This is a genomic window from Actinoplanes sp. NPDC049316, assembly GCF_040677315.1.
Taxonomy (GTDB): Bacteria; Actinomycetota; Actinomycetes; order Mycobacteriales; family Micromonosporaceae; genus Actinoplanes.
Genome location: NZ_JBFAQM010000030.1, coordinates 45,630 through 59,265 on the forward strand (window position 1 = coordinate 45,630; position 13,636 = coordinate 59,265).

A 13,636-nucleotide genomic window follows, 5' to 3' on the forward strand; every position below is an offset into this window, starting at 1 on the left:
GCGAATGTCTGCGAGGTGGATGTGTTCGATCTGCAGAAGGTCTGCCGCGATGTGCCGCCCGCCTGGTTCGATTACCTGCGGGACTGGGACCGGATGTTGCGGTCCGGGAACTATCCCGAGACCACCCGCTACAGCTACCTTCTCGCCGGTGCGCAGCTGAGCCGGTTTCTCGTCGACAACGCCGAACCGCTGGGCGCCGAGGACGCGGCGGAGGATCCGACCGAGGTCGAGCGCGGGCACATCGAGGAGTTCCAAGCCTGGATGGTGCGGACCCGTTCGGCGTCGACGGCGTTAAACAAGCACAAGGGGTTGCAGCAGTTCTTCCGGTGGCTGACAGAGGAAGAAGACCTGGAGCGTTCGCCGCTGGCCCGGGTCCGGCAGCCGAAGACCGCCCAGACGCTGATCCCGATCCTCGGCGACGACGACACCGCGAAGATCCTGGCCACCTGTAAGGGCAAGGACTACCTGTCGGTGCGCGACGAGGCGATCATTCGGCTGTTCTATAACACCGGCGCACGGCTGTCGGAAGTCTCCGGGCTTCAGCTCGATGACGTGGACCTCAACAGCGACTCGCTGTTGTTCCACGGCAAGGGCATGAAGGACCGACGGGTGCGGTTCGGCCCGAAGACCGGCCACGCTCTGACCAAGTTCCTTCGAGCGCGCAGCCAGCGTAAGTCGGCCTCGTCGACGGCGATGTGGTTGCCGGCTCGAGGCGCGGTGCCGCTGTCGAGCAACGGCATCAAGCTCATGCTGCGCCGGCGCGGAGTCCTAGCCGGGGTGGACAACGTCCATGCGCATCGGTGGCGGCACAACTTCGCGCACGAGTGGAAGCTTGCCGGCGGTGACACCGGCGATCTGATGCTGGTGCTGGGTTGGTCCTCGGACGATATGCCGCGCCGATACGGCGCGTCAGCAGCAGCCGAGCGAGCCCAGGCGACCCACGCGCGGCTGCGAATCGGCGAACGAGTCTGAACGGGGGAGACAAGTCATGGCGTTGACCGCGAAGCAGCGATCGAGGCGGGCGCGGATCGCCGCGCACGCCTCGTGGGCGAACACGGCCGATCGGCAAGGCCGCACAGCGTCGGGGACGGCGTCGTTCCTGGCCCGGTTCGAGAAGCGGGTCGATCCGCTCGGTGTGCTGGAGCCGGAGGTGCGGAAGACGATGGCGCTGCATGCGCGGCGGGCGTACATGCTGCAGCTGGCGGAGCGTTCGGCGAAGGCGCGAGCCCGGGCCGCGGTTGGTGACGGCTGATGTCCCCGTTCGAGGTACCAGCTCGGCTGCGGTACGCGGGGCGCGCGACGATCGAAGCGGCACCGTGGTTCGAGATCAGCAAGGCGACATGACCCGCGTCTACTTGAGAAGGAGACCATCGTGACCAACTATGCCGTCGACGAGGACACCGGAACGCTGCTGCGCATCTGGCCGACGGGACGAGGGCAGCGTGCGGCGGTGGTGGGCAGTTTGCCCACTACGGCCGCGGTGGAGGACCGGTTACGGCTCGCTGCGACTCTGACGTCTTTGTCCGAAGCGTTGTGGCGGTGCTACACCCATCCTGGCCTCGCGGCCGACGACCGAGGGGACGGCAACGGTGAGGGCTGGCGGCGCGAACAGAGCCGGGAGGCTTTCTCGCAGCTGGTCGGCTTCGTCAGGGAGCCGAATCTGCCCGGGGAAGACGGGGTCATGATCGAGAGTTACGACCCCGTCGAAGAATGGTCTCATCGCGTCGGCCGGGCGGTCCGCGCCGTTGGCGACGCGCAGGTGCTCGAGGCGGTCAGTGCGGACGTCGCCGCGGAGATTGAAGCGGTCGAGTCCGCCGAGCGCGGTGACTTGGGTGGTCGGGCCCAGCAGGCGGTGGTGTTGAGTCGCACCGATGTGAGCCCGGTCCAGGTCGCCGCCGCCGATGGCATTCTGGCGCTGGATCCGTTGGATCGCGAGCGGCTGTTCCTCGACGTCGACCCGACGGCGGCGGCGGTGGCGGTGGCGCACTGGCTCAAGGCGGCCGCCGATGTCGTCGCCGAGGTGTCCGGCATGTCGCCGGACCAGGTGTTGTACGCCGCCGATGACCTCGAGGCTTTGCCGGTCGAGACACCGAGCGAAGTCTTGGAGCTGTTCGACTTCAGTAACACCTCCTACGGCGTAGTAGTGGAAATGGTCCGCGCGGCGATGGACGTGGGTGAGGGGGTCCTGGCTGACCTTGGTGCCTTTCTGGTCGCGCATGACACCGGAGACGACAACGACGATGCCGACGACGAGGCGGCGCCAGTACGGCTGACCCCGCTGGACCCGCGGCGGCCCGCGGTGGACTTGCTCGAGGATCTGCTCACCGGCATCCGCGCCTGCCGTCTGGTTTACGAGGAATACGCCGGGGCCGGAGACGCGGCATCGACCGACGCGCAATTCTGTGCGGCGGTTCGTGAGGAAGCGAGGAAGAACTACACCCGTCTGATGTGAGGACGAGCTCGGCAGCACGGCGGCACGTGTTCCTCGCGTACTCTTACGCGAGGCACATGGTGCCGTCTCTGCCTTGCCTCCCCGCCGCCGCCGTCACACTGGCAGTGTGGGGGTCAGGGGTTCGAGTCCCCTCAGCTCCACCCTTCTGAGCAGGGCAAATGCACCGTCTGACTCTCCAAGTTAGACGGTGCGATTTTTTTTGCGCACACATGTGCACACCTGACGATCTTGAAGTCGGGCCCCGACGGTGCTGCCAGGGGGCTGGATTCTAGGCACTAAACCGCCTCTGAGCTGCGTAAACTCTCGAGGGCGACTGTGTTTGGCCTTAGGGTGGGTCGCTGACATGCCTGTCTAAATCCTGGGCTCCAGTGGCCCAAATCACATCCTGCTGCTCGGCGGGCCGGCCTTCCTGTGGCGGGCTTGGACCTCCCACCAGCCTCCCCTGGGTCCTCTCCAAGGCGCCAGTTCGCCTCAGGCAGGACAGCCCCGGACAGTGTCAGTTAGGGCCTCTGCGGGTGTCTCCAGCCGCCAACCTCGGCAAGGCTCGGAAGAGCCAGCACGAGCCTTCCTCGGGGCTCCGACTGGCAGCCGCGGACACCTTCGTAGCGGTCCGGCCCTACGGCTGGCCTCCACGGCCGCACCACAGGCGTCCACACGACGGGGAGGACCGAATGCCAGAGCACGATGCCCAGCAACCGCCACACCGGGACGCCGACCAGGATCTCTATTTCTCCGTAGAGCAGGTGGCGGCCCAGCTGAAGGTCTCAGCACGATGGCTCGCCGATCAGTGCCGTGATGGCCGAGTCGAGCACGTGCACCTCGCAAGGAAGCGCAAGTTCACTGCCGCGCAAGTTCAGAAGCTCCTCGACAGCCATACGGTCAAGCCGGCAGAGGTTCGAGAGCAAGAACTAGGGCATGAGCGAGCGGTGCAACGCGTGCGCCGGGAACGCGCGCGACAGCGCCGCTAGAGCCGCCTAATACGCACCTGAGTGACCTCGGGAAGGGCCTGACTCCCACAAGAATTCCTGTGGGGGTCGCCCCTCCCTGACCGCAATCAAATTGCGCTCCGACCTCCCGAAGACTGTATCCCGGCGGCGCCTACACCGCCAGCGGCACGACAGCTCTATGTCGTCGATGCGTGCAAGTAACTCAATGGGGACCAAGTGAATAGCACACCAAACACCCTCTCGGCAGCAATCGCCTGGCTGGATGCAGGTTGCACAGTCATCCCTATTCGCGCAGACGGGAGTAAGGCGCCTCTCGTCCCATGGCGCAGTTATATGCACGCACCGCCAGATCGAAGACAAGTCGAAGAGTGGTTTACGGGCAATCCCCCGGGAATGGCGATTGTGTGTGGCAGCGCCTCCTCGGGGCTTGAGATGCTCGAGTTGGAAGGCCGCGCAGTCGACGAGGGGCTGGGGCAGGCGCTGATTGAGCTTCTAGCCGAAGCTGGTTTAGCCGATCTGTGGAAACGCATAACTTCCGATGGCTACTGGGAGAAGACGCCATCGGGTGGAGTCCATATCCTCTATAGGATCGCCGATGCCGCGGTCGATAGAAATCTCAAACTTGCGCGGCGACCCGCGACCGAGTTCGAGCTTTCAATCGATGCGACTGACAAAGTCAAGACCCTTGCCGAAACCCGAGGCGAAGGCGGCTACACCATCGTCGCCCCGTCCTACGGCACCGTGCACGAATCACGCCGCCCGTGGGTGACTCTGAACGGATCAACCCCAGCGCGGATTCCGACCATCAGCGTGACCGAACGTGCGGCATTGTTGGACGCGGTTCGAGCACTTGATGAAATGCCGGCCCCGCCGCCCGCCGCGCAGCCTCGTCTGCCTGCGCCGCCAACCGGACAGGACGTCACACCAGGGGATGACTTCGAGCGCCGCATGGATTGGAGCGACCTATTGGTGCCAGCTGGGTGGACGCTCGTACACGCGATGGGACGTACGCGGTATTGGCGCCGCCCAGGGAAAAGCACTGGAATCTCTGCGACGACGGGCCGCGCTGACGACCGCGACCGCCTCTTCGTCTTCAGCAGCAGTACAGAGTTCGAGACGGAGACCCCGCTGACGAAGTTTCACGTCTTCGCGGTCCTGCACCATGGCGGAGACCACCGCGCTGCCGCCCGGGCGCTGCGCCAGGACGGATACGGCCGACGTCTCGATACGCATTCGGGGCCAGGCGGCTCGGGTTCCGGCTCCGGGCTCCGAGATGCTCAGGACGCGGCGCCACTCCGCGCCCGTGTCGTACGGGAAGCGGTGTCGCCACCGGCGGCATGGGGACCGACGGAAGACGGGCTGGCGCGGGCCCTGGTCGCCCACCACGGCCACGAGCTGAGGTATTGCCCTCAGCGGGGAGCTTGGCTGCTGTGGTCGGGGCATCGGTGGGTCTGGGATGACGCAGAACGCCACAGGGAGTACGTGAGGGAGCTGGCTCGGCAGTTGCCCGGCGCCGGCGGCTGGCGTCGTTTCCGATCTCAGGCGTTGTCCGCCGGTGGAGTGTCGGGCGTGGTGCGCCTGGCGCGGTCTGACCCCGCGGTGACCGTGTCCTTGGCCGCGTTGGACGCCCGTCCTTATGAGCTGAACACCCCGGCAGGTGTGGTGGACCTGCGGACCGGTGAGGTTGGCGCCGCGGACCCGGAGCTTCTGCACACGCGATCAACAGCGGTGGCGCCGGACTTCGAGCGGCAGTCGGAAGTCTTCGACGCCTTCCTGCATGACACCTTCGGCGGGGACGACGAGCTGGCCGGCTACGTGCAGCGGTTGATCGGAGTTTCGGCCATCGGCAGCGTCCTCGAGCAGCTGCTTCCGTTCGCGGTCGGTCCTGGAGCCAATGGCAAGTCAACGCTGTTGGAAGCGGCGATGCATGCCCTCGGTCGGGGTGACGACGGCTACGCGCGGGCGGGGTCGTCGGAGATGTTGATGGTGCGCAAGCACGCCGAGCATCCAGCGGAACTGGCGCAGCTGTCCGGTGCGAGGTTGGTGGTTTGTGCGGAGCTCGACGAGGGGCAGCGTTTCGCTGAGGCGCGGGTCAAGCAGCTGACGGGCCGGGATTCGTTGTCGGCGCGGTTCATGCGGCGGGACTGGTTCACGTTCGAGCCGAGTCACACGCTGTGGCTGCTCGGCAATCACCTGCCGGCGGCTCGGGCGGGCGGGCCGGCGTTCTGGCGGCGGATCCGGGTGCTGCCGTTCAACCGCGTGGTGCCGCCGCAGCGACAGGACAAGCAGCTTGGGGAGCGCCTGGCGCAGGACGCTTCTGCGATCTTGGCGTGGATCGTCGCGGGGGCTGCGGCATATCACCAAGGCGGGCTTCGCGAGCCGGTATCGGTGTCTAGGGCGACTGAGGCGTACGCCCGGGATCAGGACACGGTTGGCCGTTTCGTCGACGAGCAGTGCCATCGTCAGCCCGGGTCAGTGGGTGTGCGGATTGCTGTCAGTGTGCTGCGGGAGGCGTACGAGCAGTGGTGCGAGCAGTTGGGCGAGCGGCCGGTGTCGGCAAAACGCCTGACTCAGGAGCTGCAGAGCCGTTTCGGTGTCGCTGACGCGCGGGGCGGCAAGGGGCAGCGTTTCTACACCGGCATTGCACTGCTGGAGGCTGATGATCCCCAGGCCGTCCTGCCGGTCGAGTCGTGATCAGCGGTACTGCTCGTCGCCGCCGAGGGGTGACAGGTGACAGATGTTCCCGGGTTTCCCGGTTGACGGCTATTACACGCGCGGGCGCGCGGGCATGTGGTGCGCGCGCGATGCCGGTCAGCCTGCGATGGCGGGATGATCTGTCACCCGTCACCCACCACGGTTCTGTCGGGAAGCCGACATCTCACTCAGTGACCGATGCCGATACGGCGGGTTGTGTCGCACGCGGATCTTGCACCAGGATGTCCGGCATGGGGGGTCCGGAATACCGGCGAGGAATGCACCAGTTGGGCCGCGGTACATGGGCCTATCTCAGTCCACCGGGCACGTGGGGGTGGAGCAACTGTGGTCTGCTCGTCGATAGCGACGTTGCGCTGCTGGTGGACACGCAGTTCGACTTGCCGTTGACGCGGGAACTGCTGGCGGCCGCGGCCGAGGTCGCGCCGGGGGTGGAGATCGGCACAGTGGTGACGACGCACGCGAACGGCGATCACTGCTGGGGCAATGAGCTCCTCCCGCGAGCGGAGGTGGTGGGCTCGTCGGCGTGCGGGCACGGTATGGCGCACGAGGTGCAGCCGGCCGAGTTGGCGGCGCTGAGCGGCCCCGGGGCGCCTGCCACACCGCTCGGCGATTACATGCGCCGACACTTCGGCTCCTTCGACTTCGAGGGCATCACAGTGACGCCTCCGACGCGCACCTTCCATGGTCACCTTGACCTGACCGTGGGACACCGGCGGGTCGAACTCCTGGAGGTCGGACCGGCGCACACCGACGGCGACGTGATCGTCCATGTGCCTGACGCGGGTGTCGTGTTCGCCGGCGACATCTTGTTCATCGACGGGCATCCGATCATGTGGACCGGACCTATCGAGAATTGGATCACCGCCTGCGACCGGATCGCCGAGACCGGCGCGGAGCATGTTGTCCCCGGTCATGGACCCATGACCGACCAGGCTGGGGTGGCCGTGTTCCGGGGCTACCTCGAGTGGGTTGCCGAATGGGCTCAGAAGGCTTACGCGGCGGGCCTGCCGTACTGGGTGGCCGGCGCTCCGGACAGGGTGCCCGCGCCGTATGCCGGGTGGGGCAACCCAGAACGGCTGGTGATCACCATGGCTGCCGCTTACCGGGAGCTAGGTGAGGCACCCCACGAGCTGCTGGACGTGCTTGCGCGAGTTGCTGACGCTGAGCCGAAGTAGTCAGTGCGACCGCGTGGCGTCGTCGAGCTCGATCGGCACGAGCATCATCAGCCGGCTCGCCTGTGCTCGCAGTGGCGCGAAGGCGATCAGCTCGATCGGCTGCAGTCGTTTGTGTAGAGGCAGGTGCAGGTAGCGGTGGTCGCCGTCGGGGTGGGGGTAGGTGATCGGGTGCTGCTGGAAACGCCGGGCGTCCGGGTTGACGTCCAGGATCTCCTCGATCACCGCGGCGAGCCGCTTGTTCTCCGGCTGGCGTGCCTGAGCGAACTGCATCTGGGCGAACATCTGCGGTCCCCAGTCGGTGTCCCACTTGTGCAACTGTGTGCGGGCCTCGGGGAACGTGAAGACCCAGCGCATGATGTTGTTCTCGTGGCCCTCGACCCAAGGGAACCAGCGACTCATGTGCTCGTTGTAGGCGACGAGGTCCCACGCTTCGTCGTTGACGTAGGCCGGCCAGGGCTGGGCGTCGACGATGCGCTGGATCGTCTCAGTGGATCGCATCCTCGACTGGTGGATCGTAATGGTGAGCGCGTGCCCGGTGGCCAGGAAGAACAGCATGCTCTTCTCGGCCTCGTTCAGTCGGAGTGTGTAGGCCACGCGGGTGAGGAAGTCGTCGGAGTAGTTTTGCAGCACCCCGCGCTCGAGGGCGCTGTACCAGCCGACGCTGTAGCCGGTCAGTGCTGCGACGGTCTCTTTGCTGACGCGCCGGTGACGGCGTGCACGAGGTAGGGCCGCGTGCAGGCCGGGGATCTCGTCGGGGTTGAGCCGCAGCCGCCAGGCGTGAACATGGCGCGCGAGATCTTCGCTGAGTTCGGGCGGAGTCTGGCGGGAGGTCGTCGCATCGGTCGGTGGCTGAGCGGTCATCGCGCTTCCTCGGGCGTCGTCGCCATGGATGCCAAGGTACGAAACTCCTTCATGGAAGGATCGAACCTAGCAGCGTTGATCTATCGGTAAGGACCCCTTTCTGAAGATCGCTGCCGCTGGGCGCTCTGCCTTGGACGCTGCGGCCATGCCTTTGCGTGACAAGCAGACATTGCTAATTCCGGCAGTGTGACTGTGGATCTCACACTGTGTGGGCAAACGCCGTCGCAAGGTGCACGATATTGGCTTCATCACGGCGTGGGGGGCGTCCTCGATGGCCAAGGGCACTGTGACCAGCGGTTCCAGGGTTCGGCCGCCACGCATGGCGGAAGGGAACCCATGGGTCGGACTGCTCTGGTTGTCGGCGGTGCGCGAGGTATCGGCCTTGCGACGGCTCACGAGTTGATCAAGGACGGGCATCGCGTTGCCGTCACCTACCGTGACTCGAAGCCGCCTACGGACATCGTCTCTGTCCAATGTGACGTACGCAACACGGCATCAGTGGACGCTGCCTTCGCTCACGTGGAGCGCGAGATCGGTGCCGTGGAGATCGTCGTCGTAGCTGCCGGAGTTACCCGCGACAAGCTGCTGATGCGCATGGGCGAGGAGGACTTCACCGATGTCCTCGACACCAACCTGACCGCGGCGTTCCGCGCCGCCAAGCGCGCCAGCCGCGCGATGCTGCGCGCTCGGTGGGGGCGATTGGTCTTCATCTCGTCGGCGGTTGCAATGCGGGGAGAAGCCGGCCAGGCCAACTACGCGGCCTCCAAGGCGGGCCTCGTCGGGTTGGCCCGATCACTGACGCGTGAGCTCGGCAGCCGCAGCATCACGGCGAATGTCGTCGCGCCCGGCTATACCGAGACGGACATGACCGCGTCGCTGACAGAAGAGCAGCGCGAGCACATGCGTTCGCAGATCCCGCTCGGCCGAGCCGCCCAGCCGGAGGAAATCGCCGCTGCTGTGTCGTATCTGGCCAGCGACAAGGCCGCCTACGTCTCCGGCGCCATTATCCCCGTCGACGGAGGTGCCGGCATGGGTCATTGACGGGCCCGGCAGCAAGGGCCCGCATCAAGGAAAGCCAACATCACCATGGGGGACGATGTGCTGATCACCTGCAACAAACCGGCGATGACAACGACCGAGCCCGCGGAACCGAGTTCGATCGGGTCCGCTGCGATGACAGATGAGGAAGGAGACGAAGCGGGAATGGCGCCGGCCGAGGCGGCCGACAACGACTCAGGAGACGACTTCACCTACGGGCGGCGTTTGCGTCGCGCTCGGCTGGCCAAGCAGTGGTCCCAGCTACAGCTGGCGCACCGGATGCGCGAGGTCGGTGCCCAGCATCGCGGCGCCGCCACGCTGCACTCCTTGCTGATCATGATCAGCAAGTGGGAGAACGATCGCAAGCACCCGAACCAGTACAGCTTGCACCTGATCGCCGCTGCCCTCGAGATCGACGTGACCAGTCTTGGTCTGCCCGTCGATCACGACTTCGTCTTCTAGCCGACCGACCCGCATAAGGCACCTGCTTTGCCCTCACGTGGCCGTCAATTGCTGGCCGATGCCCAGCACGGCTTTTCTGCTAGTCGTCGTGCTTGACGCCGCTGAAGACGCTCAAGGCCCAGACCAGCACGCTGGCGTAGGTATGCAGCGCATCAGGGAACTCCACAAGCCGGCTTTCGCCACCGTCGTTGCCCGCAGCGACGGTGGCGATGTCGTCGTATGCCTCGGACCGGGTGCCCTGCATCTGATTCGTGATCAGATCGAGCAAATGCCGCCGTGCCTGGGCGATCATCGCGTTCTGCTCCGCAACTACCCGCGATGCGGCGTCGCAGCCTGCGAAGTCAACGTCCGGTAGATAGAGCCCAGCCGCGGTGATGAGGTCGGACGGAGCAATACGCTCCGAGCCGGGAAGCGGCGGCGGATTTCCCGCTGCGACAGCGACGGCCACCTGCGACGCATACACGGCATAGACCGTGCTGGCCCGGGCCAGCACGACGATTGCCTGCTCGAAATGTTGATCAGCGAGGCGCTGGAGATCAGTATTGACCTGCGCAAGCAGCATGCCCGCCCGGTGTCCGGTCCGCTGCGTCTCCAACGCGGACTCGACCTGCAGGGTAAAGGTCAGCGCCTGGTGCAGATGAACGGCGGCTTGATTGCACGCCGTGCCCATCTCCAGTAACGGCGCTCGCACGTCCGCTGGTAGCCGTAAGCCCATCTCGGGCTGCAACAGCTGGTGCGTGGTCAGCACCATCTGTGGCCGTCACCCCTCTCATCGGACTTACGAACGCCTGTCCACAGCAGATTCGCAGACTGTTGCAAGGTATCTATCCGGCGCGCTGCGCCGTGTCAAGAAGACCAAATTGGCAGCCGGAAGGACAGCCCCGGACAGCCTCGGTTAGCTACCCCGAACGCACGATGTCACCGAGGGTCGAACTCGTGGCAAACGTTGCTCCGACTGTAGACGTGCACCCCCTCCGCTCGGGAACAGCCCCCGGTGCGGGTGCACCAGTTCACGTACCTACGGCGATGCGGCCAGAGCTCCGGCGCGCCGTATCGGGCCTGGCCCGAGTTCCCCGCCGTCACCGCGCCGCGATCGTCCATCGCCTGCTCATCCTGGCCTGCCGCCGCGCGGAAGCCCAAGCCCAACGCGTTGAGCGCTGATCGTTCGTTCGGGCTCTCCTTCCGGCCCTCCATGCACGATGAAAGGTCCTGACCATGCGCCCGTATCACCTCATGGCCTGCCTGCTGGCCGCCGCGCCGATCACGACGGCGCTGGCCACACCTGCCACCGCTGCACCGCCTCGCCCGGATACGTCCACCGAGACAGCCGCGACGGCGACCGTCGGCCTCACCATCAGCCTGCGCAGTCCACACGAGCAGCAGCTGCGCTCGTACGCGGCTGCCGTGTCGACCCCGGGCAACATCCGCTACCGGCAGTACCTCACGACGGCCCAGCTCAGCCAGCGCTTCGGCGCCCGGCCCGGCGCGGCCAGACGAGTCAGCGCGTGGGCCAGTACCGCGGGCTTCCAGGTCGGCGCGTTGGACGCCACCGGCTCCCGCCTGCCGCTGACCGGCACCGCGGCCACGGTCAAGAAAGCGCTCGGCTCGATCCTCTACGACACCGTGCAGGACGGCGCCAGGGTCCGCGTCGCAACCGCCATCCACCTGCCACCGCGCATCGCTGACGACGTCGCGGCGGTCACCGGCCTGAACGAGCAGCCAGCCCAGCCGATGCACGTGCGACCGGCAACCGCGTTGAACACCAGCCGGAGCAGCTGTCTATCCGCGACCACGGCGACCGCGCTACTGGCCTCCTGCCTGGCTCGCCCCGCCATCGAGCAGAGCAACGTTACGGGCCGCCGGCCGCGCGTGGACGTCCGCGGAGCAGCCGGCGCCGCTGGCAACGGCAGCCCCGAAGGGTGGAGGCTGCCGCCGTTACAGCCGGTGCGGAACCCGGGGGTGTGCGCGACGTCCTGGGCCAGCCCCGACACCGCGCCGGTTCAGGATCGCAGCGGCGGGTCCGTGTCGATGCCGGTGTGCGGCTACACCGGGCCGCAACTACGGTCGCTGTACGGACTGCGCGCCGATGACGACGGCGACGGGCAGACCATCGTGATCGTCGGCGCCTACAACGAGGCGGCCACGCTGCGCGACGCCAACGCCACCTTCGCGCTCAACGGCGTCGCACCACTGCCGGCCAGCCGATACCGCGTCAAGACCTACTCGGGGAGTGAAGCGCGGGACCGCGGTTGTGACCGTGCCGCGTGGGGGTGGGAGCAGGCCGTCGACGTGCAGAGCGCCCACACTCTCGCCCCGGCCGCGACCATCATCTACGTCCCCGCCGCCGACTGCACCCGGCTCGGCGACACCCTCGCCCAAGCCATCGCCGACCCCCAGCTACGCGGCAGCGTGATCTCGAACTCATGGGGATACCCGGCCGAGGCGCTGAGCAACGACGAAGTCGCCGCCACCGACGCCATGCTCGCCCGCGCCGCCGTGCTCGGGACCGGCACCTACAGCGCCTCCGGGCTGTACGGCACCGCCACGACCAGCGGCATGCAGCTCCCAGACCGCGCCTACCCCGCGTCGTCGCCGTGGACAACCGCGGTCGGCGGCACCACCAGCGCTGTCGGCCCCGGCAATACAGTGCTGTGGCAAACCGGCTGGGCCAGCTCCGGCACCGCCCTGAACAGCGGCGCCCAGGACCCGACGGCCGGCCCCCTGGTCGCCGCCGCCGGTGGCGGCACCAGCGTCCGCGAATCTCGGCCCGCGTGGCAGCGCACCTCCACCGCGATGCGGCAGGTGCCCGACCTAGCCGCCCTCGCCGACCCCCACACCGGCCTGCTCGTCGGTACCACCCAAGACGGCCGCTTCGGCGCTGGGCCGGTCGGAGGGACCGGGCTGGCAACCCCGATCGTCGCGTCGCTGGCGGCTCTGGCCCAGGCCCGCAGCGGCCACCCAGCTGGCCTTATCGCGCCGGCATTGTGGGACCGACAGTCGCAGGGGTCCACGCTCATCGACATCACACATGTCGACGCCGCCGTGTGGACACCACAGCTGCCCGGCACGGCACCGGCGACGAGCGGCTACGTAGTCCGCGTTGACGCCGCCGACCAGCACACCGGCCCCGGCTGGGACCCCGTCACCGGCCTCGGCGCACCCGGACGCACGTTCCTGGCCGATGTCGGCTGACCCGCGGCGCTCGGCGTCGCAGAGCACGTCCCACCAGGAAGAAGCACGGGTGCGTGCCGTGCCAGCTATCACCTCTGCTTTTGACCATTTCCTGCACCCGCTGGAAAGCCGCGCGCGTCGCGTGCCGGTCCCACATCTTGCGGCGGCGACGCTGCAGGAACTCGTCGAGGTCACGGCACAAGCCGAGGTGCCCGGTGCGCCTCGAGACGATCACCAGGACCAGCCTGGCACTGGTCACACCGTTCACCCCCGGGCCCCTCTCGCGGTCTTCGACGCCGCCGGGGGAAGTCCCATCGCTCGGATCCGACCCGTCTGGGCCGGTAGTGAAGCATGGCTGCCGGTCATCGCGTGGCAACCGGGCTGGGTGCGGGTGCTGCTCCCGACGCGGCCGGGCGGTGCGACGGGCTGGCTCGACGCTAGCCGCGTCGCCACCGCCATCAGCCGCCACCGCCTCCACCTATCGCTGCGCACCGGCATGCTGCGCCTGCTGCACGGGGAGCACGTCGTAGGGGCCTGGCCAGCCGACTTGCACGCCGAGCCCCACACCGTCGCCGCCGGGCGGACCTTCGTCCTGGCGAGCGTACGGCGCGGACCAGTGACGCCACCGATGCTGCTGCGCCTGGCCGTTCACCTGCACGAGCGCGACGCGGGACTGCTCACCATCCACCCCCGATCACGCCCCGCAGGCAACCCCGCTGCGGGCAGAGGAATCAGCGTCCCCGACGAGGCGATGGCCGCTCTGCACGTCGTGCCGCCGGGCTGCCTCGTGCACCTCGAGATGCGCTGAGCCACCA

12 protein-coding genes and 1 tRNA gene are annotated in these 13,636 nt (G+C 67.3%); 11 read left to right on the top strand and 2 right to left on the bottom strand.

Annotated features, from left to right (window positions below):
• Positions 1–15 precede the first annotated feature (15 nt).
• The 7 genes from AB0K03_RS33160 to AB0K03_RS33190 all read left to right on the top strand — a co-directional run bounded on the left by AB0K03_RS33160 (position 16) and on the right by AB0K03_RS33190 (position 7,289).
• Positions 16–972: a tyrosine-type recombinase/integrase gene (locus AB0K03_RS33160; RefSeq protein ID WP_364693237.1), complete on the top strand. Its 957-nt coding sequence runs from the start codon at positions 16–18 to the stop codon at positions 970–972.
• 16 nt (positions 973–988) lie between these two features.
• Positions 989–1,252, top strand: a complete 264-nt coding sequence (locus AB0K03_RS33165; protein WP_364693240.1) for a hypothetical protein — start codon at positions 989–991, stop codon at positions 1,250–1,252.
• Between the two features lie 120 nt (positions 1,253–1,372).
• Complete coding sequence (locus tag AB0K03_RS33170) at positions 1,373–2,452, top strand: hypothetical protein (RefSeq protein ID WP_364693243.1); 1,080 nt, start codon at positions 1,373–1,375, stop codon at positions 2,450–2,452.
• Between the two features lie 50 nt (positions 2,453–2,502).
• Positions 2,503–2,592, top strand: a tRNA-Ala gene (locus AB0K03_RS33175).
• A gap of 531 nt (positions 2,593–3,123) precedes the next feature.
• Entirely contained in the window at positions 3,124–3,420 is a 297-nt protein-coding gene (locus AB0K03_RS33180; protein ID WP_364693245.1) for a helix-turn-helix domain-containing protein, read from the top strand.
• 195 nt (positions 3,421–3,615) lie between these two features.
• Complete coding sequence (locus tag AB0K03_RS33185) at positions 3,616–6,093, top strand: phage/plasmid primase, P4 family (RefSeq protein WP_364693248.1); 2,478 nt, start codon at positions 3,616–3,618, stop codon at positions 6,091–6,093.
• Positions 6,094–6,371: 278 nt separating this feature from the next.
• Complete coding sequence (locus tag AB0K03_RS33190) at positions 6,372–7,289, top strand: MBL fold metallo-hydrolase (protein ID WP_364693250.1); 918 nt, start codon at positions 6,372–6,374, stop codon at positions 7,287–7,289.
• On the opposite strand, the gene AB0K03_RS33195 is transcribed toward AB0K03_RS33190, so the two are convergent.
• On the bottom strand, positions 7,290–8,150 hold the full coding sequence (locus tag AB0K03_RS33195; RefSeq protein ID WP_364693253.1) for a helix-turn-helix transcriptional regulator: 861 nt from the start codon (positions 8,148–8,150) through the stop codon (positions 7,290–7,292).
• Between the two features lie 336 nt (positions 8,151–8,486).
• Between AB0K03_RS33195 and fabG the strand changes: the two genes are divergently transcribed.
• Both fabG and AB0K03_RS33205 read left to right on the top strand, forming a co-directional pair.
• Positions 8,487–9,191 carry a 3-oxoacyl-ACP reductase FabG gene (gene fabG / locus AB0K03_RS33200; protein ID WP_364693256.1) on the top strand — a complete coding sequence of 235 codons (705 nt, stop codon included), beginning with the start codon at positions 8,487–8,489 and terminating at the stop codon, positions 9,189–9,191.
• A gap of 45 nt (positions 9,192–9,236) precedes the next feature.
• Positions 9,237–9,650 carry a hypothetical protein gene (locus tag AB0K03_RS33205; protein ID WP_364693259.1) on the top strand — a complete coding sequence of 138 codons (414 nt, stop codon included), beginning with the start codon at positions 9,237–9,239 and terminating at the stop codon, positions 9,648–9,650.
• Positions 9,651–9,729: 79 nt separating this feature from the next.
• Here the strand turns inward: AB0K03_RS33205 and AB0K03_RS33210 are convergent, their stop codons facing one another.
• Positions 9,730–10,401 carry a hypothetical protein gene (locus AB0K03_RS33210; RefSeq protein WP_364693262.1) on the bottom strand — a complete coding sequence of 224 codons (672 nt, stop codon included), beginning with the start codon at positions 10,399–10,401 and terminating at the stop codon, positions 9,730–9,732.
• Positions 10,402–10,865: 464 nt separating this feature from the next.
• Between AB0K03_RS33210 and AB0K03_RS33215 the strand changes: the two genes are divergently transcribed.
• Both AB0K03_RS33215 and AB0K03_RS33220 read left to right on the top strand, forming a co-directional pair.
• Positions 10,866–12,842, top strand: a complete 1,977-nt coding sequence (locus AB0K03_RS33215) for a S53 family peptidase (RefSeq protein WP_364693265.1) — start codon at positions 10,866–10,868, stop codon at positions 12,840–12,842.
• Positions 12,843–13,212: 370 nt separating this feature from the next.
• Complete coding sequence (locus AB0K03_RS33220) at positions 13,213–13,629, top strand: hypothetical protein (RefSeq protein ID WP_364693268.1); 417 nt, start codon at positions 13,213–13,215, stop codon at positions 13,627–13,629.
• The last annotated feature ends 7 nt before the right edge of the window (positions 13,630–13,636 follow it).